Source organism: Paraprevotella sp. (genome assembly GCF_986071375.1).
Genome location: NZ_CFQRNQ010000003.1, coordinates 109666 through 130407, shown reverse-complemented (window position 1 = coordinate 130407; position 20742 = coordinate 109666). Strand labels below are relative to the sequence as shown.

The window sequence follows — 20742 nt, the reverse complement described above, 5'->3', positions numbered from 1 at the left end:
AAAAAAATAATCAGATAGGTTATGGAAAATAAGATAAAATCAGTGGTATTGTGGTTGGCTTTCTTCCTTTTAGGGGGAGCTGCCTATGCCCAAAGCGGTGGCGTAATTGTCACCGGTAAGGTTTATGCCGATGATGAACCTGATGGTTTCATCGGAGCCACCGTCGTGGAGCAGGACAAGAACGGACGTATATATTCATCTGCCCTGACGGATTTTAACGGAAACTTTTCATTAAAGGTGAAAGACCCGTCCCATTCTTTGAACTTTTCGTTTGTGGGTTATAAACGTAAGACCTTGCCTATTGGGGCGACACGGAAATTTGATGTGAAATTAGAGACACAGAATGTGTTGAAAGAAGTGCAGGTCAAAGCATCTAAGTTGGTGACAGGTGGCGGTGCGTTGGCTATTCCCGAGCGGGAATATTCCGGTGCGATGCAGAAGTTTAATACGAAAGCCATCGAAGGGGTGTCCGTGCCTTCCATTGACGATGCCTTGCAAGGACGTATCGCGGGCTTGGATATTGTGGCCAATTCGGGTGACTTGGGTAGTGGCACGGTGATGCGTATCCGTGGTATCACTTCTATCAATTCCAATTCACAGCCGCTTATCTTGCTGAACGGTATTCCTTTTGAAAGTAATATCGACGATTCGTTCGACTTCGCTTCGGCCGACCAGGAAGAGTTTGCCTCCTTGTTGTGTATCAGTCCGGATGACATCGAAGAAATCACAGTCTTGAAAGACGGTGCGGCGGCGGCCATTTGGGGAAGCCGCGGTGCCAATGGTGTGATTGACATCCGGACAAAGAAGGGTGCGACAGGACCTACACGTGTAAGCTATTCCTATCGTTTTTCAGGTTATACCCAGCCGAAGGGTACGGAATTGCTCAATGGCGATGATTACACGATGCTCATGAAACAGGCTTATTTCAATCGTGCCCAACAAGATTGCAATATCCCAGAGTTTAGCTATGACCGTTCACAGTTCATTTCTGCATACGGAACGGCTCAGGATTTTGAGAACTTTAACAACAATACGGATTGGATGGATGAGGTCATCAAGCATGGTTTTACCCACGACCACAACCTTTCGGTGAGCGGTGGTGGTGATAAGGCCAAATTCCGTGCTTCGTTCGGTTATTATAACCAGACGGGTACCATTATCGGCCAGGAAATGACCCGTTTCTCCAACCGTATGAATTTGGACTACAACGTAAGTTCGCGGATGATGTTTTCAGCGGATTTTTCCATCACTTATACGGATAATGACAAGAACTATACGGATGACCCTTACGGTGAGGACAATCTTTTGAACATTGCCCGCAAGCGCATGCCGAATGCTTCGATTTTCCGGCAGGATGCCAATGGAAATAACACGGATGTTTATTTCAATATAGCGCAAAATTCGCAGTTGGATGATGCCCAAAAGAATTTGCGTAATCCCGTGGCTATCGGTAATTTGGCTTCTTATCAACAGACAAGCATGCGTATCATGCCCACCTTGCGTTTGCAATATGACTTTTTGGATCCCGCAGGCGAAGCCAAACTCCGTTACTCGGGTTATATCAAATTCGACTCTGAAAATGTCAAGGATACCAAGTTCTTGCCGCGTGAGACGACATCCAAGAATTGGAACGACGGGAGCGTGAACAAGGCATACGGAAAGGAGAGCGAAGCTTTTTCTATCTACACGGCTCATGATTTGACATGGCAGCCCAAGCTTCCAGAGGCACATTCCCTGATGCTTTACGGGAAATGGGAAATGGACATGGCCAATTCCAGGAACCAAGAGTTTGAACGTTACGGGCTAGCTTCCACTTCGGCTACGGACGTGACCAACTTGGGGCATCTGAATACGTTCAAGAGCGAGCGGAGCGAGGGGCGCAATATGGCTTTCCTTTTGCAGGGCCATTATTTCCTGCTTGACCGTTACGTGTTCGATGTGACTGCACGTTGGGATGGCAGTACGCGTTTCGGACCAGGTAACCGTTGGGGCTTCTTCCCTTCTGCATCGGTGAAATGGCTTATCTCAGAAGAGAAATTCTTTGATTTTGCGGATGACTGGATGGATGAGTTTGCCTTGCGTTTGAGTTATGGTGTGACCGGTAACCGTCCGGACTACGAGTACTTGCATTATGCCCGTTACAATAGTTTCGGGACTAGTTACATTGACATTCCGGCTATCAAACCGGCCTCTTTGCAGTTGACAGACTTGAAATGGGAGCGTTCTACTTCTTATAACTTGGGTGTGGACTTGAGCCTTTTCGACTGGCGTTACCGTTTGGTGGCGAACGTGTACCACCGTCGTACGGATGACTTGTTGTTCAAGGACCAGTCCATCCCGTCTTCAACGGGATTCGGCTCCATATCCTATATCAATGGCGGTACGATGGACAATGATGGTTGGGAAATAGAGTTCAGCACGAACAACATGGTGAAGCGTGGCGACTGGTCTGTAGATTTAAGTTTGAACTTTTCGAACTATGTGAACACCATTATTGACTTGGATGAGAATGTGTTGCATAACTATAATGCGGACTTCAACTACTCGAACGGGTCTTACTTGAACCGTTTCCAAGTGAATAACTCTTTCGGTTCCATTTATGGCTTCCGGTATAAGGGCGTGTACCAATACGATACTTACCAACCGGATAAGCCGGATGCCACGGCACCGGTGGTGCGTGATGCCAATGGCAATGTGGTGTTGGATGGTTCCGGTGACCCCATCCCGATGTATTTCGCATACGGAACGACGAATGAATACCGTTTCCGTGGGGGAGATGCAATTTATGAAGATATTAACCATGATGGTACGATAGACGAATTGGACATCGTGTATTTGGGTAACTCCAACCCGAAATTCGATGGTGGTTTCGGTACGACCATCCGTTGGAAACGCCTTTCCTTGAATGTGTTCTTCAACTATCGCGTGGGGGGTAAGATTATTAATTACGGACGGATGTATTCCGAGAGCATGTACAACACGGAGAATCAGTCCGTGTCCACGAACTGGCGTTGGCGCAAGGATGGGGATATGACGGAAATCCCGCGTGCTCTTTTCCAGAGTGGATATAACTGGTTGGGTAGTGATCGCTTTGTAGAAGATGGTTCTTTTCTACGTTTGAAGCAATTGACATTGAATTACTCTTTCGATCCGAAGTTGTTGAAAAAGGCACATCTGAATACTCTCAATCTTTCCTTGACATTGAACAACATGTTTACAATAACTAAATATACCGGTGCAGATCCTGAAATTTCACCGAACAATATCGGGGTGAGCGAGGACAAGAATCGTACACCGCGTTCACGCTACTTTACGTTTGGCTTGACCGTAGGTATTTAACCTTTAAAAATAAATGTGAGATGAAAAAGTATATATATAAAATAGGTGTCTTCTTCCTAAGTTTGCCTTTCTTGGGTGTCACGGCTTCCTGTGATGACTGGTTTGGCATTATGCCGCAGTCCGAGATGGTGGCCGAGGACTTTTGGAAAGATGAGCAAGACGTGAAAAGTGCCGTGGGGGCCTGTTATAGGGCTATGTTGGAAGACGGCTTCATGCGTCGTTTGGTTGTATGGGGTGAATTACGTTCTGATAATGTGATAAATGGTTTGGGGACGGATACGGAAATCGGTTATATCCTGAATGCTAACCTGAACGAGGCCAACAGCTATTGCAAGTGGAATGATTTTTATACGGTCATTAACTATTGTAATACGGTGATTCAAAACGCACCAATGGTGAGGGAACGCGATGCGGACTTTACGGAGGAAGACTTGAACCAATATTTGGCAGAAGCCAAGGGAATCCGAGCATTCTGTTATTTTACGTTGGCACGCACGTTTAAGGACATACCTTATATGGAAACGCCTTATGTGGACGACACGCAAAGATTTCAAGTCGGACAAACTCCGTTTGAGAATGTCTTGGATACTTTGATTCGTGACTTAAAGACTGTAGAAAATGTGGCCGTGACAGAATATGGTGAAAACACGGCCTATACCCGTGGGCGAGTAACGCAGAAGGCTATTTGGGCTTTGATTGCTGATATGAGTTTGTGGAGGGGGAATTATCGTCAATGTGTAGACTATTGCAATAAGATTCTGACCACGGCGACAAATCCGTTGGCTCTTTTACCTGCTGATACCTATTTTAATACGGTGTTTGGCCCGGCAACTGGAAATTCCGATGAAAGTATTTGGGAATTGCAGTTCGATCCCAATACGACCAATGGGGCGGTCAACACGTTTTATGGAAGTTCCAATAACTCTTCCCCGTTGTTGTCTTCGCTTGATTTCGACGGACAGAATGGAGAGGATTGGTGGGACGGCTTGGATATGCGCCGTGCCCAGTCTTATGTAGAGGACGGGTTATATATGATTAAGAAATATACGTCTTATTGTTATGCTACGGATTTTGAAGAGGTAAAGTCCAATAATTTCCAATACGGGAATAATGAGTCCAATTGGATTGTTTACCGTTTGGCCGACGTGTACTTGATGAAGGCCGAGGCTTTGGTCGAGTTGGGGGACATTGCCGGTGCCGTGGACATGGTTTCTTATACTTATGACAGGGCGCACCCTGATTTGGAATCTGGAAGTTTAAAAGTGCAATATCCCGCCTCTACTCCGCAATCAGCGGTTCGCGATTTGGTTTTCGATGAACGTCAGCGTGAATTCCTTTTTGAAGGCAAGCGTTATTTTGACATTGTGCGTCGGGCACGTCGTGAAGGTAATGTGACGGCTTTGGTTAACACATACTTGCTACGTAAATATGTGGCTATGAGTTTAAACCAAAGTACAGTACTCAGTAAGATTAACGACAAAGAAGCCATTTATATGCCTATTCATCAGGATGAATTACGTTTGAACTCCTTGTTGGAACAAAACGCATTTTATAAAACTTCGGACGATATTTCTAAAAATTGACGATTATGAACAATATACATAAATTATTTAAGTGGGGGCTGTGGTCGGTAGCGGTCTTATGCTTCTCAGGCGTACAGGTGTCTTGCGATAGCGATGATATTGATGCTGATGCCATGTACACGTTTACGGGAGAGACGGTAGCTTCATTTTGCCAGAACGACCCCGAATTGTCGGATTTTTACCAATTGATAACCAAGTGTGGGGCGGATGCCTTATTGGAGGTTTATGGCCATTATACTTGTTTTGTGCCCAATAATGACGCCATTGCTGCTTATTTATCGGCAAACAATAAGTCTTTGGACGACATTCCGGCAGAGGAGGCGCAAAAGATTGTGTACAACTGTGTGATTAGAGGTACTGCGGAATATACTTCACAGGAGTTTGTTGCCGGTTCTTTGTCTTCTATGACTTTATCTGAGCGTCATTTGATTCTTTCGTTTACAACTTCGGCAGATAACAGACGGGAGATTTGGGTAAACGGGCAGGCTCGTGTGGAACGTTTGGATCAGGAAGTGCATAACGGAGTAATCCATGTGGTGGACAAGGTTATCCAACCTTCAGAAATGACCCTTTTGGAGGTGATGCAAAATAACGAGAACCTGACTATATGGGCTATGGCTTATGAGGCTTCCGGTTTGAACGAAGGAATGGAGAAACTTTATGATGAAAGTTATGTGAATACTTATGGGTCGGATATGTATCAATATGGCGACTATAAGTTGCATGTGCCGACGAGCCGCCGTTATGGTTGGACTGCTTTTTGCGAGCCGGATGAATTGTTGAAGCAGGCAGGAATTACGGGTAATACTCGCGAAGAGATTTTGGTAAGTTTGGAGAACTATGCCCGTACGTATTACGGTTCTGAGGATTTGGGTAATTATAGGAGCGAGAAGAATCCGTTACATCGTTTCGTCGCTTATCACTTGCTGAACCGTCAGATGGCCACGAATGACATGGTGTTTGATACGCCGGCGGCGTTGATTAATCCGACGTATGCGGATAAACTGGTGGAATATTATGAAACCATGTACACTTATCGCATCATGGAAATCAAGGCCGGTAATAAGATTAACCAACAATCCAATGGAGATTACGTGGGCATAGACGAGGCGAATAGCAACATCGAAGCATTGAATGGTTACATCCATACGCTGAAGAATATATTGGTGTATGACGACGCGGTAATGCGTAATGATGTATTGCACAAACGTATTCGTTTCGATGCCATGTCACTACCTCCGCAGTTGACTAACAATAATATTCGTTGGCATAATGTGGATATTTCCGATGCAAATGGTTATACGGTCACTCCGGATTATTGTGGGGAGTATTTTACATTTAACGATGCTTGCTCATGCCTGATGTGGGGAAGCCAAGGATGGGCGGCTTTCCAAGGTGACGAGATCAATATGAAGGACAATTATGACTTCACTTTGCGCTTGTTGCCTATTCCGCCTGGAAATTGGGAGTTCCGTATCGGCTATAATGCCGAAGGATGGCGTGGAATGGGACAAATCTATTTTGATGGGATTATCACAGGGACGCCTGTCGATTTAAAAATCGGAGACGTGCAAGGCGATGCCCGTACGGGATGGGTGGCTGATGAATCGACTGCGGACGATGGAGTGGAAAATGATAAGATGATGCGTAATTTGGGGTACATGAAGGCACCTGAATCTTGTTGGTATGCACATGATAACATTCCGCTTAGGGATTGGTATAAGGCTTTGCGTTATATTGTGAACCAGTATAGTTTCCAAGATTATGGGGCACATAAGTTGCGTATGCGTAGTGTGGATTTCGCAGGTCGTGAGTTTTCCATCGACTATTTCGAGTTTATTCCAGTGGATATGATTCGTGATGAGGATCGCTTGTAATAACTATTAAGAAAGTAAGAACAAATGAAACAAATAAATAAAGGAATCATCTGTTTGTTATCGGGGGCGGCGTTGTTTGTTTCCTGTAACGACGAGTGGGATGCGCATTACGACTTGAATGGTAGTGTGCCTCAGGTCAGCCTGATGGCTTTGCTCCGTAATGACGCGTCGTTGAGTACTTTCGCCCAAATAGTGGAAAAGACGGGGGCGGATAGCTTGCTTGCATCTAACCAGACTTATACTGTGTGGGCGCCGGTAAACGAGGCCTTGGCGAATGTAGACATGACAGACCGTGCTGCATTGGAACGCCTGGTAAGTAATCATATCGCCCGTTACAGCAACCCTACTTCCACTCAGCCGGGGAAGTACATCTATATGTTAAACGGTAAACGTATGGCGTATGACGGGACGGGTTCTTTCAATGGGACGGCTTTGGAGGAAGGTAATGAGCGGGCGGTTAATGGTATTCTGCACAAACTGAGCGACACCATTCCTTACCGTTATAATTTCTATGAATATATGTCCGTTTATCCTGAATATTCCAAGGTGTATGAGTTCATCAACCGTTTTATAGAAAAGAGGTATGATGCATCAGCCAGCGTCGGAACGGATTCGGTGTTTGTGGATTACAATCCGATGCTTTATAATGATTATTATGGTATTGGCCATATTGATGATGAAGACTCGCTTTATACCATGATTCTGCCGGACAACGAAGCTTGGGACAAAGCCTATGCTCATATCAGTCCTTATTTTACGACGTATAATGCGGACGAGGCTGTGGCTGATTCGATTCGTGATGTACAGACGGGGCAGGCTATCCTGAACGGTTTGACATTCAGGGGAAGGGTTGATGACCCGGCATCAAAGGATTCTTTGGTGACAGTTACGGGAAATGTGATTTATCAGACAGGCCGTTATTTTGCGCCTTATACGAAACTGGATGGTTCCAACGGGTTGATGTACTTGGCGAAAGGAGATTTGGTTTTAGATGACACTTGTACATGGAATAAAGAAATTTTAGTGGAAGCCGAGTATTTGAACGGTCGTACTACGAGTACCAGTACAAGTGCCTATGTGCGCAATACGGATGCCAACAGTGCCGTGCAGGGTGTGAGCAACAATAGTTATCTGGAGGTGACCAATGCTACGGGAACAGCGGAAGTTACTTTTGAGATACCTCAGATTTTGGCCGGTAAATACGACGTATATGTGGATTTTGTTCCCCCCGTCATTGACGGAGTCGCTTTGGCCGAGGAAAAAACGCGGTTGGAGTTCCGATTGGTTTATCCGCGCGCTGACAAGAATGGTACTGCCAATATCTCGCGTGACGATGATGACGATCCGGATTTGATTATCGGAGGAGACAGTGTAGGCGACAACAAAGTGAAGACTTTGAAAGTTTGGGAAGCATTGGAACTGCCCGCAGCCAATTATTATGATGGTATGTGGTTCATGGATGAGGATAATTCCACGGACGATGTGAAAGTACGTACGACATTCCGTATCCGTACCAATGTGAAAGCTCCGGAAGTGAATGTGAAGTATCGTCGCCGTTTCCGTGTCGACCGGATTCGTTTCGTGCCTGTACCTTGATTTGTTAATCCTTAAAGCATGATGAGTTATGTATTCTATATTTAATTCTTATTTGTTGAAACTTACGGGAACGATGGCCGGATTGGCTTTCTTCTCTTTTGCATTGCAGGCCCAGGAGCCGGTTCCCGCAGATTCGGTAAAGGCCGGGCAGGCAGAAAAGGTCCGGATGCCTTACCATGTGAAAGGCCGGGTTGTGGATGCCGTGACTGGGCAAGGTTTTGCCGGTGCCCGTATCACGACCCCGAATGTGAATGTGTCGGCCATGACCGATGAAAAAGGTGAGTACGAGATTGGTTTGCCTGATTTGCGGGTGCCTCTCTATGTGGATGCGCCGGGGTATTCCCGTCAAGTGGTGGCTGTCAAGGGGCGGACGGAGGTAAACGTGTCGCTCTATACCGTACCGGGGCATTCTTATTATGACGACGAAATGTCCGTGTCAGACGGACGGGTTGCGGTAGATGGCTTTACTTCCGGTGCGTTAAGCATGACGGAAGATATGAATTCCTTATTGGCCGGCCAGATGCGTACTTCTGCCCGTTCGGGTGAACCCGGGGCGAGTGCTTCCTATTTTGTACGTGGTTATAATTCTTTGAATCTGTCTTCCCAACCATTGTTCGTGGTCGATGGTGTGGTATGGCAGTCTCATGAGGAGGGCATTTCTACCGTGGACGGATATTACAATAACCCGCTGACTTTGCTTGACCCGTCGGATATAGACAAGGTAACGGTGTTGAAGAACGGTTCGGCTATTTGGGGGGCACGAGGGGCGAATGGTGTGGTGTTGATTCAAACCAAGCGTGCCGGAGAGATGGCAACGAAGATAGATGCTAATATTTCTTTTGGATTCCAAACACCTTTTGAGACTATGCCTGTGATGGGAGCTGATGCTTACCGTCGCTATGCCACTGATGTCATGTCTGGTATGGATAGGCATGAAGTGGAAGATTTCCAGTTTACGAACGATGACCCTTCGCGGTCTTTTTACCGTGCGGTGCATAATAATACCGACTGGATGGATGAAATCAACAAAACGGCTTTTATCCAAAATTATGGTATATCTGTGTCGGGTGGTGATGACATAGCTCTTTACCGTTTCTCCTTGGGATATGCCCAAAATAATGGAAACATAGATGGAACAAAGTTCGATCGCCTGAATGTGCGCTTCAATTCAGACATCAAGTTGACAGACGAATTCAAGATATTGTTCGACATTGCTTATACGCAAACTGGACATAAGGTGACTTTTGACGGATTGGACCGGATGCGTTCACCGTATTACCTTGCATTGGTAAAGTCGCCGCTTTATTCTCCTTATCAATATAATGAAAGTGGTTCTTTGAGCGGCCGTTTGACGGATGTGGATGAGTTGAATTATGGTAATCCGTTGGCTCTGTTGGAGAAAGATAATATGCCGACGCTTGATAAATACCGTTTTACATTGAACTTGCGTCCGACTTACCAGATTACCGACCGTTTGGAGGCTGCCGCGCTTTTCGGTTTTTCTTATGATAAGGAAAATGAAGACTTGTTTATTCCCGATGCAGGCATAGCGAACGAACCGCTTTACAATAGTTTGGGTGAAGTGTACGCTACGGCGTTGAATGAAGTTCGCAGCTCTATGGCCCGGCAGACTTCCCTTTCGCTTGATGCCTATTTAAAATGGGACATCCTGAAAGGGTACCGGCATAATCTGTCCGCAGCCTTGGGCTATCGTTTTTATAACGACTATTTCAAGTATACATACGGCCAAGGGTACAATACGGGCTCCGACTATATGACAGCTTTGTCCAATACGACAAGTGATTTGCGTTATCTTTTCGGGACGGAATACATGGACCGTAACATGTCTTGGTATTTGAATGCGGATTATGGTTTTATGAACAAGTATTTCCTGAACTTGGGTATGTCGATGGAGACTTCTTCTCGTTTTGGTAACGAAGCCGGAGGTATAGACTTATGCGGTGTGTCGTGGGGATATTTCCCGTCGGTCAGCGGAGCCTGGCTTATTTCTTCCGAGAAGTTTATGCGCAACGTGGACTTCATTGACAATCTGAAGTTGCGTGTGGCTTATACGATGGCCGGTAACGGTAATTTGCCTGTTTATGCCAACCGTACTTATTTCACATCATCTTTGGTGGCTAATGATGCGACGGGAATTGTTTTGAGCAATATCGGGAATGAAAAGTTGAAGTGGGAAACTACAGGTCGGGCTAACGTAGGATTGGACTTTAGTATCCTGTCCAATCGTTTGAGCATGAACATCGACTATTTCTATTCCAAAACGAAAGATCTGGTGACGCTCCGTTCCTTGAACGAAGAGGCTGGTTTGCAATATTATTATGACAATAATGGCGAAATGGAAAATCAGGGATTTGAAATTGCGGCTAATGCCCGTATCGTGGATACGAAAGATTTCAAGTTCAATATAGGGTTGACCGTAGGCCATTATAAGAATAAAATTACATCCTTGCCCAATGGCAGTTTCACTACGGAATTGGCCGGAGGAACGGTATTGACTACAGAAGGACAGCCGGTGGGCGTGTTCTATGGTTACCAGACCGACGGGGTGTATGCCACAGCACAAGAGGCGGCAGATGCCGGGCTTGCCATTCTTTCTTCTTCGGGGCAGCGTATTCCTTTCTCGGCCGGTGACATGCGTTTCGTGGATCATTCTAAGGACGGTATCATCGGGGAAGATGATCGTGTGATCATCGGTGACCCGAATCCGGACATCTATGGTAACTTCAATTTGAACTTCCGTTGGCGTGATTTGGAGTTGGGGGCACTCTTTACTTATTCTTTGGGTAATGATGCCTATAATGCTTTGCGTGCCAACTTGGAGTCGGGCAGCAGTTTGTCCAACCAAAGCATAGCTATGGAGAACCGTTGGATGGCAGATGGCCAAGTGACAGATATTCCTCGTGCCACTTTTGATGACCCGATGGGGAATGCCCGTTTCTCAGACCGTTGGATTGAGGACGCGTCCTATTTGAAATTTAAACGCCTGATGTTGTCTTACCGTGTTCCCGTACGTTCTACCTCATTCTTGCAAGGAATATCGGTATGGGCGGCAGTGAACAATCTTTGCACGCTGACGAAGTATTTGGGTACGGATCCTGAATTTTCATACAGTCAGTCCGTGCTTTACCAAGGTGTGGATGCAGGGTTGGTGCCACAGTCGCGTTCGTTCCAGATTGGGGTGAAATTGAATTTGTAATGCAAAATAAGAAAGTGAATATGAAGACATTTATCAAAAACTATATGAAAGCTGTGGGTGTCGTTTGTGCTTGCATGGCAGCTTTCCCCGCCTGTACGGATATGATGGAGACAGATTCTACTACGGTAGGTTTTGAGGAGGACAACCGTTTGGATTCTCCTAATGACTCTCTCTATTCCGTGTTGGGTATTCTTTCGCAGGTGCAACGTTTGGGCGACCGCTATGTGCTGTTGGGCGAGTTGCGCGGCGACCTGATGGAAGCGACCGAGGATGCAAAAGTGGATATTCAGGAGATTTCCAATTTCAAGGTCTCGTCGGATAACGAGTATGCTTCGTTCTATGATTATTACAATATTATTAACAACTGTAATTATGCCATAGCGAAGATGGACACGAATATCGTGTTTTACGAAGACAAGGTTATGATTCCCGAATATGCGCAAATCAAAGTGATACGGGCTTGGACCTATTGGCAACTGGCCTTGGCGGCCGGGAAAGTCAGTTGGATTGAAGAACCCGTGTTGAGCTTGGAGGCCGCACTCAAGGAGTATCCGCAGAAGGGGCTTGAAGATTTGGCACAGCTGCTGATTGATGATTTGACACCATATATAGGTGTACGTGCCTTGGATTATGGGACGATAGACAATTTCGATTCGCGCAAGATGTTCCTCCCCGTAAATATGGTATTGGGCGACTTGTATCTTTTCTTGGGACGTTATGCGGAAGCTGCTACGGCATATTACCGTCTGATAGACAAACGTAAGCTGACATTGACAAGTTCTTATGGTAACTATTGGACGAATACGGCTCGTACGGGTGGGTCTGCAGCTTGGATATCAGCTTATGTGAATACAGGTTCCAATGAATTACTTTCTTCTTTGGTGTACAGTTCCCGTCCCGATGCTTACCACCCACAGTTGGTACGTTGGTCATACAATGAAGTGCCTTCGATTGTACCTACAACTTCTTTTGTGGGTTGGATGTCACGTGTGTCACATTACTATGCCGCCGAAAATACCACCCGTATACAGGGATTCTTTACTGGGGATTTACGTGGGCTGTTTGAGTTCTCGAATGGTACAACTTCTTCTGTGTCTTATACTACCGATGGTTTGGGGGATTATAAGGGTGCGCTTATTGATAAATTCTATTCCTTGTCCACATCTGGCGGAGTGGAGGATCCGGAAAATGAAGCGTTGGGAGGATTGCGTTATGTACGTAATCTGCCGGTATACCGTACTTCACAGGTTTACTTGCGTTTGGCTGAGGCCATCAACCGTTACGGGCGTCCGGCTACGGCTTTTGCTGTCTTGGCATACGGCTTGAACAAGACAAATTTGGCCAATACGACGAGGATTCCGGCATCTGAACGCACGGGGGAAATGTTTTTGGACTTTACGTCCGATTCCTACGATAATAATGTAGGTACGGCAACCCGTGGGCGTGGGCGGGCCATAGGCTTTCCTACCTCGGATTATCTCATCCCGGATTATACACCGTATGATACCATCAAGGTGGTAGACGGTGAGACGGGAGAGGAAAAAGATACGGTGGTGGTTTCCAAAGACCCCATCCGTTTGGCTGCCGCCAAGGCTGATTCTATCGAATATGTAGAAGACCGTATCATTGATGAAATGGCCGCAGAGACCGCTTTCGAAGGCAGCCGTTTCTTCGATTTGATGCGTATTGCACGCCACCGTGGGCGTTGGCCGGCTTATGCAGCAGAGAAAGTGGCAGCCCGTTTTGGAAATGGGGGCGAGGCCGTCAAAGCCCGTCTGATGGATGAAAGTGAATGGTTTTTAAAGTAATAAATGATTTTAGCAAATATGAGAAAACTAGTAGTTAAAATGATGTTGGGAGCTGCGGCCTTGACTGGTGTCCAAGGGTTGCAGGCACAAGACCCTCTGACGTTTGAGGCAGACTTCACGTTGGGTGATATGGGCGGATGGCCGAGTCATCGGAGCCGGGCTTTTGTGGCCGACTTCAACAATGACGGATGGATGGACATGTACTTGAACGGAACTTCCGAGAACAAAGGTTGGCAGTCGCGTGGCGTGTTGGTCAAGAACTTGGGCGACGGTCAGTTTGAAGGGGTTACGGATGCCATCTTTGACTATGAGACAACGTACGAAAAAGTCTATTCTTTGGATACGATATGGCACGAAGACGGTTCGTATGAGTTGCAGGATTCCATATTGGACGGTAAGGTCGTGATGGATACTATTGTGACCGAGAAGTTTGTAGGCATGAAGAACGGACTGCCGCGCACGGCGTTCGGGCAAGGTAGCCAGCCCATTGATTTCAATAATGACGGTTTGGTGGACTTCATTATTCTTAATACCGGTGGAAATGATACCGGCACATCGCAAGGTTATGTATTGGTCATCAATAAGGGAGATTGGCAGTTTGAGGTGTTGGAGGATCCGGTTCTTTCTAGTATAGGTGGATTGTCTTCTAATACCAATGGTGACAAATTTAATGAGAATAGCCCTTACGGTTCATTGGTGACGGGGGATTATGATAAGGATGGTTTCACGGATGTGTTGCTTTGCGGTAATGGGCCTGCAGGACGTTATACGATGTTATTGCGTAATGTGAACGGTGACCATTTCGAGGAAGCGCGGGTTTTCCATCCGCTGCCATTCGATGAGGAACTGACTAAAAAAGGAATCTATGAACAACTCGAAGATACAACAGATCCTGAGACCGGTGCGGATGTTCCGGGAGCATATATAGACAAGCCTACGCTGAAACCTATGCAAATGTCCCACGGTTCTGTCGTGTTCATTGATTTGGATGGTGATAGTTGGTTGGACGTGGTTGTGACAGGATATGCAGAGGCGCGTGAGAATATGGGGGAAATCACCGGTAACCAGATCCGTTTCTACAAGAACCTACAGAATGGCGAGTTTCAGGATGTGACAAATTCTCCTTCGCTTATTGAAGCGGCCAGTACGGTGTTGAATACTTATGGTATGACCGTGGATGGTACAATGGCTGATGTGTTCCGTGCCTGGGGATGCGAAGAAGGCATTACCCTCGCGTTGGACTTTGATCAGGACGGACGTACCGACCTGATGCAGTTAGGCACACAGGGATGCTCTTGGGGTTGGGGTGGTACCCGTACGTTAAAGCAATCTAACCAACTGAGAAACATATCGGATGAAAACGGTTTCCGGTTTGAAGAAATCCCCACCGATATTACTCCGGCCGCCATGGCATCCTGCTATCGTTTCATTTGTGTGGATTTGAATGGGGATGATTATCCGGACTATATGACCAACGGATGGACTTCCAAGGTCAATCCTGCCACAGGAGAAGCCGCAGGATGGGGGCGTTTTGTGGATTTAAGCGATAATAGTACGGTTTATAATACCTATTTCTTCAATGATGAAAGCAATGAGGTGTTTGGCGGTTATCTGGCCAAAAGCGAGCCGAGCGTGAACAACTTCGGAGATTTTGATAACGATTATAATATGGAGCTTCTCACTTCAGATTATACAGGAAGTCCGGACAATGGGCGTAACGACCAACAGGTTATCAGTTGGAATAAGACCGGAGTGGAATTTTATGCTCCGGAGGAAGTGGGTGAAGTGAATGTTACTCCGGAGAAAGGACGTGTAACTGTGGAATGGGAAGCTTCGGATATGAACAATGGCAATCCGGCCATGTTCAACCTTTATATACAGGACAAGCAAAGCGGTGCGCTGCGCATGGTGGTTCCGGCTAACCTTGAGACTGGAAAGCAGTTGGCTTATGCTATGTTTGGTTGTTATGTGAATATAGGTAATGAGGATGGTGCAGCTTCTTATGTCTTTGACAAGCTTCCTGTGGGTGATTACATCGTGGGGGTGCAGGCTGTGAATTATGCTTATCAGGCTACGGCATGGACCACGACCGAGGTGTCTGTGACGGAGAGTGATTATGTGGGTGTGTCTTCGCAGTCTGTGGCACGGGGTATGCAGGTCATTGTCAATGGTGATGCTATTGTTGTGACGAGTGCTAGTGATATCTCGGTGAATGTCTATAACATGCAAGGTGCCGAGGTAGCTTCGGGAATGACGAATGAACCCATTACCGTAAATGGCAAGGGCGTATTCGTGGTAAAGGCCGGAAATGAGGCCGTCAAGGTCGTGAAATAGGTAAAACGGTTATAGTGATTGAATGTGAATGAAGGCCCGGGCGGCCTTAGAAGGCAGTCCGGGTCTTTCGAAAATAACTTTAAACGAATAAAAATACAGAAGACATGAAAAATGCTACTTTTAAAACAGTGTTGACTTGTTGTGCGGCTTTAGCCTTGTGTCAGGCAGCCGAGGCACAGCGTGTAACGTTTGAACAGAATCGGGACTTCCGCGACCAAGTGGGATGGCCCGTGCATCGTGGATGCCCTATTGTGGCCGACTTCGATAATGACGGTTTCATGGACGTGTATTACGGAGGTACATCCTGTGAAAACGGTTGGGCATGTCGCGGCGTGTTGGCCCGTTCCAATGGGGATGGTGCTTTTTCTGCTAATTTGGAAGCCATCTTTGACTATGAGACAACGTACGAAAAAGTCTATTCTTTGGATACGATATGGCACGAAGACGGTTCGTATGAGTTGCAGGATTCCATATTGGACGGCAAGGTCGTGATGGATACCATTGTGACCGAGAAGTTTGTAGGTATGAAGAACGGACTGCCTGTTTCTCTTCGTGGCTTCGGAAGCCAACCTTTTGATTTTAATTCCGACGGGTTGGTGGATTTTATAACCTTGAATCAAGGTGGAAACATGTCAGGATTGAATCCCCGTTACACATTGGTGAAAAATTTAGGCGGAGGACAGTTCGAGACTGTGGAAGATGCGGCGTTGGCTGCATTTAATTACACCGGCGATGATAATTTCCTCTTTAATGAAGGCTCACAGTATGCGTCTTTAGTGACCGGGGATTATGACCGTGACGGTTATACAGATTTGTTGATTACAGGACAGGCTCCTACAGAGGGGCGTTTTGTCAAGTTGTTCCGTAACGTGAACGGGGAGCGTTTTGAGAATGTGAACGTGTTCCATCCTCTGCCATTTGACAAAGAACCCAACCGGAAGGGGTTATATAAATTGGGAGAAAGCATATATGACCCGGAAACCGGTACGACGGTAGAAGGCGAATATACCGAGGAACCGACTATGCAGGCCAAACCTTTGTCTCATGGTTCGGTGGCATTTATAGATTTCGACAACGACGGTTGGTTGGATATTGTGTCTACAGGTTGGGCTGACGGTACAGAGGGTAAGTTGGTCGGAGTAGAGATTGGAGGAGATGAAATCCGTTTTTATCGTAACCTGCAAAATGGAGAGTTCCAAGATGTGACAGACAGATTTGTCGGGGCTGCTCAGGGTATTTTGGATATGTTGGGTATTGCGCGAGATGCGAATTATGAGGTAAGGGATGTCTTCTCGGCCTGGGGAATGGATTCCGGTTTGATGTTGGCTACCGACTTTGACCAGGACGGTAAGATGGATTTGTGGATTCATGGGGCTGTTGCGGGAGGCAGGCCACGTTTCTCGAGTTATTTGACGTTCGGCATGGGTGAAGATTATGCGTCTGTGGAAGAATGGACTACAGGTATTCTTCCTGCACATACGGTGGCGAAATTGGGCGTTATGTTTGCCGATTTCAATGGGGACGACATTCCCGATTTCTATCAACGTGGTTGTTGTGACGAAATTTGCCAAGACGAGTCCGTGCCTGAGAAATTCGGTCAGGCTTATTCATGGAGTCGTTTGTTCAGTATTAGCGAAGGGCAGGTTGGTGCTTATGGCTATCCGCAATATGCCGATTATTGGACGGCAGAATGCTATGGGGCACGAATTCCTCAAAGCGATGGTGATGGACAGACCATGGATGCGACTTTTGGGGATGTGAACGGAGACGGCCTGTTGGATATCATGAGTACCGACTGGACGGATAAGGCTGATGATGCGATTCCCAGTTATAACGTGACGGAGGGTGCGGAAGTCATTATGCCCGATGAGCCGGAAATCATAGAAGCGGAAAACGGAAAAGGTTGCATTACTTTGAAATGGGATCGTTCGGAGATGAACAATGGTAATGCGGCGATGTATAATGTGTATGCACGGAGTAAGGACGGGAACGTGTTCCGTATTTTGGTCCCGGCTAACATAGAGACGGGCAAACAGTTGTCTTATCAGATGTTTGGGACGTATGCGACTACTTATGCGGAAGATTATCAATATTACACTTTCGACAAATTACCGGCAGGTGATTATACAGTGGGTGTGCAAGCCGTGAACTACGCTTATGCTGCCACTCCGTTCGTTACGACGGATGTTACGGTGACGGAAGGGGCTGATGGCGTAAAACCGATGTCAACTTCAGCGGCTTTGAAAGTGGTTGTGGATGGTGACGTGCTGACGGTAGTAACTGACGAAGATGTACAAGTGAATATTTACAATATGCAAGGCTCTGAAGTCGGTTCAGGCAGAACCAATGAAGCCATTACGGTGAACGGTAAGGGCGTATTCGTGGTGGAAGCCGGTGGCAAAGTGGCCAAGATTGTAAAATAAAGAAGCACAGTTTAAGTGATTAACTGTGAATTAGGTTAGGTTGTTGGGCTCGGATGGCCTGTGAAGGTCGTCCGGGCCTTTTTCTTGGAACGTAAGGACGAATGCTCCGGGATGCCGGGGTAGTCCCGTTTGGCTTGCGCCAAAACCGTTGCTTTTTGGAGCAAACTTATTTCATCAGACGACCGAAAGAATGTTATTTTTGCATGTTTATGATTTATTTACTCAATAAGTTGGACGATAAAAAATGAAAAAAAAGTTCTTATTTGCCGCGTTGTTGATTTGCGGCACCTTACCATCTGTGGCTGAAGAGAAGCCACGCTACCAAGATGCCTCATTGCCCGTGGAAGAACGGGTGGAAGATTTGCTGAGGCGCATGACTTTGCATGAGAAGGTCTTGCAACTGCAAAACAATTCCAACAGTGACATTAATGCCGTGGAAAGCCATTATAAGGAGAGTACAGGTACGATGCATGAGATGAGCAAGACGGCGAAAGAAGCAGCCGAACTGTTTAAAAAACTCCAACATCATCTCCGTACACGGACACCGTGGGGGATTCCGGCCTTGATTACCGTGGAAGGCATCAATGGGGTATTGCAGGATGGGTGCACGATATTTCCACAGGCTATTGCGCAAGGGTCCACTTTCAACCCTGATTTGGTGGAGGATATGGCCGAAGCCATCGGCCGGGAAGCTCATGTGATAGGTATCCGGCAGTTGCAATGTCCTGTGCTCGACATTGCGCGTGAACTCCGTTGGGGGCGTGTGGAAGAGACTTTCGGTGAAGACCCGTTCCTGATTGGCGAGATGGGCACTTCCTTCGTGCGTGGTTCGCAAACGGAAGGCGTAGGCGCAATGCCCAAACATTTTGTGGCTCATGGTACACCGACGGGAGGTCTGAATTGTGCTTATGTGGCCGGGGGGGAGCGAGAGTTGCGTAACTTGTATGCTTATCCTTTTGCGAAAGTCATCCGCAATGCCGATCCCGTGTCGGTCATGAGTTGTTATAGTGCTTATGATGGTGTGCCGATGACGCATTCGGCTTATTATATGACAGACTTCCTGCGCGGGGAGTTAGGCTTTAAAGGGTATGTGTATTCCGACTGGGGAGCTGTAGACCGTTTGAAAGTGTTCCATCAGGCCGTGGCCACTTCCGAAGAAGCGGCCCGTAAGGCCATTATCGCCGGTATCGATATGGATGTATGGGATTGGGCTTATCAGACACTGGAGGAGCAGGTGAAGAAAGGGCAGTTGGATGAGTACTATATCGACCGGGCTTGTCGGCGGATACTGGAAGCCAAGTTCAAACTCGGCCTTTTCGATGAAGGCGAGGATGCCATTGATCCGGCCAAGGTGGACAAAGTGGTACGTAGCAAAGAGCATGTGGCTTTAGCCAAGGCTGTGGCGGACGAAAGTATCGTCTTGTTGGAGAATAAGAACAATATCCTTCCTTTGGATTTGTCGCGTTACAAATCTATCGCTTTGTTGGGCCCGAACAGCAATTACGGTGTGGCCGGTGATTATGGATGGGTCAATGCCGACCATCATGAGTGTGTCACGTTGTTCGACGGCTTGAAGAATGCGTTGGGACAGAAGGTACAGATGAACCAGTTGGACGGTTGTGATTGGTGGAGCCAGAAAGAAGACGGTATCGCTGCCGCCGTGGAGTTGGCCCGTAAAAGTGATATTGCCATCGTGGCTGTGGGTACGCGTAGTCTTTGGTTAGGGCGGAATGCCAAGGCCAACAAAGTGACTTCGGGAGAAGGGTTCGACCTTTCTTCGTTAGAGTTGCCTGGCAAGCAGTTGGATTTGTTGAAAGCGGTGAAAGCGACAGGCAAGCCAGTAGTGGTGGTGCTGATAACCGGTAAGCCTTTGGTCATGACTTGGGCCAAGGAGAATGCCGATGCCGTAGTGTTGCAGTTTTATGGCGGCGAGCAGCAGGGGAATGCCATGGCCGATGTATTGTTGGGCAAGGTGAATCCTTCCGGTCGTTTGAATGTCTCTTTCCCGCGCAGTACCGGTAATACGCCGTGTTATTATAATTATTATCGGACTGACCGCGAAACGGTGTTCGACAAGGGTGGAAGTCTGGATGAGCCTAACGGCCATTACGTGTTCGACAAACCTTATGCCTTGTGGAATTTCGGGTACGGATTGAGTTATACGGATTTTGAGTATAGTGATTTCAGCCTGAACGATACCGTGTTCTCGGCAAATGGAAAATTGAAAGCCAAGGTCAAAGTGAAGAATACGGGTAAACGTGACGGGAAGGAGGTCGTACAATTGTATGTGCATGACCTCGTCGCTTCCGTTTCACAGCCGGTGCAGCAGCTCAAGGCTTTCAAGAAAGTAGAGGTACCGGCAGGCAAAGAAGTGGAAGTGGAGTTGGAAATGCCCATGGAAGAGTTGTCTTTCTGTAACGAATATCTGAAACGTGTCGTGGAACCCGGTGATGTGGAAATACAGATAGGACGTGCGTCAGACAATATCGTGTTCCGGAAAACCATTGTGGTGAAATAGATTCCTTTTCAGGCCGCTTTTTCCTTTGGAAGAAGCGGCCTGAAGCA

At 46.9% G+C, this 20742-nt stretch carries 9 protein-coding genes; all 9 read left to right on the top strand.

Features of this window, described 5'->3' with window-relative positions; genetic code table 11:
• The first annotated feature begins 21 nt into the window (after positions 1-21).
• The 9 genes from AC5RDV_RS02770 to AC5RDV_RS02730 all read left to right on the top strand — a co-directional run bounded on the left by AC5RDV_RS02770 (position 22) and on the right by AC5RDV_RS02730 (position 20695).
• The gene (locus AC5RDV_RS02770) at positions 22-3339 is read left to right on the top strand and encodes a SusC/RagA family TonB-linked outer membrane protein (RefSeq protein ID WP_008626512.1); all 3318 of its coding nucleotides are present in this window, start codon (positions 22-24) and stop codon (positions 3337-3339) included.
• Between the two features lie 20 nt (positions 3340-3359).
• Positions 3360-4922, top strand: coding sequence for a RagB/SusD family nutrient uptake outer membrane protein (locus tag AC5RDV_RS02765; RefSeq protein WP_008626511.1), 1563 nt, complete (start codon positions 3360-3362; stop codon positions 4920-4922).
• Between the two features lie 5 nt (positions 4923-4927).
• Complete coding sequence (locus AC5RDV_RS02760; protein ID WP_282748214.1) at positions 4928-6799, top strand: fasciclin domain-containing protein; 1872 nt, start codon at positions 4928-4930, stop codon at positions 6797-6799.
• Positions 6800-6823: 24 nt separating this feature from the next.
• A complete protein-coding gene (locus AC5RDV_RS02755) occupies positions 6824-8395 on the top strand; it encodes a fasciclin domain-containing protein (RefSeq protein ID WP_282748213.1) in 1572 nt (523 codons plus the stop codon).
• 28 nt (positions 8396-8423) lie between these two features.
• On the top strand, positions 8424-11612 hold the full coding sequence (locus AC5RDV_RS02750; RefSeq protein WP_040602717.1) for a SusC/RagA family TonB-linked outer membrane protein: 3189 nt from the start codon (positions 8424-8426) through the stop codon (positions 11610-11612).
• 20 nt (positions 11613-11632) lie between these two features.
• Complete coding sequence (locus AC5RDV_RS02745) at positions 11633-13420, top strand: RagB/SusD family nutrient uptake outer membrane protein (protein ID WP_282748212.1); 1788 nt, start codon at positions 11633-11635, stop codon at positions 13418-13420.
• 18 nt (positions 13421-13438) lie between these two features.
• The gene (locus AC5RDV_RS02740) at positions 13439-15754 is read left to right on the top strand and encodes an FG-GAP repeat domain-containing protein (RefSeq protein ID WP_282748210.1); all 2316 of its coding nucleotides are present in this window, start codon (positions 13439-13441) and stop codon (positions 15752-15754) included.
• A gap of 104 nt (positions 15755-15858) precedes the next feature.
• Positions 15859-18177 (top strand): FG-GAP-like repeat-containing protein, encoded by a 2319-nt coding sequence (locus AC5RDV_RS02735; RefSeq protein WP_282748209.1) that lies wholly within the window; start codon positions 15859-15861, stop codon positions 18175-18177.
• Positions 18178-18421: 244 nt separating this feature from the next.
• The gene (locus tag AC5RDV_RS02730; protein ID WP_282748208.1) at positions 18422-20695 is read left to right on the top strand and encodes a glycoside hydrolase family 3 N-terminal domain-containing protein; all 2274 of its coding nucleotides are present in this window, start codon (positions 18422-18424) and stop codon (positions 20693-20695) included.
• The last annotated feature ends 47 nt before the right edge of the window (positions 20696-20742 follow it).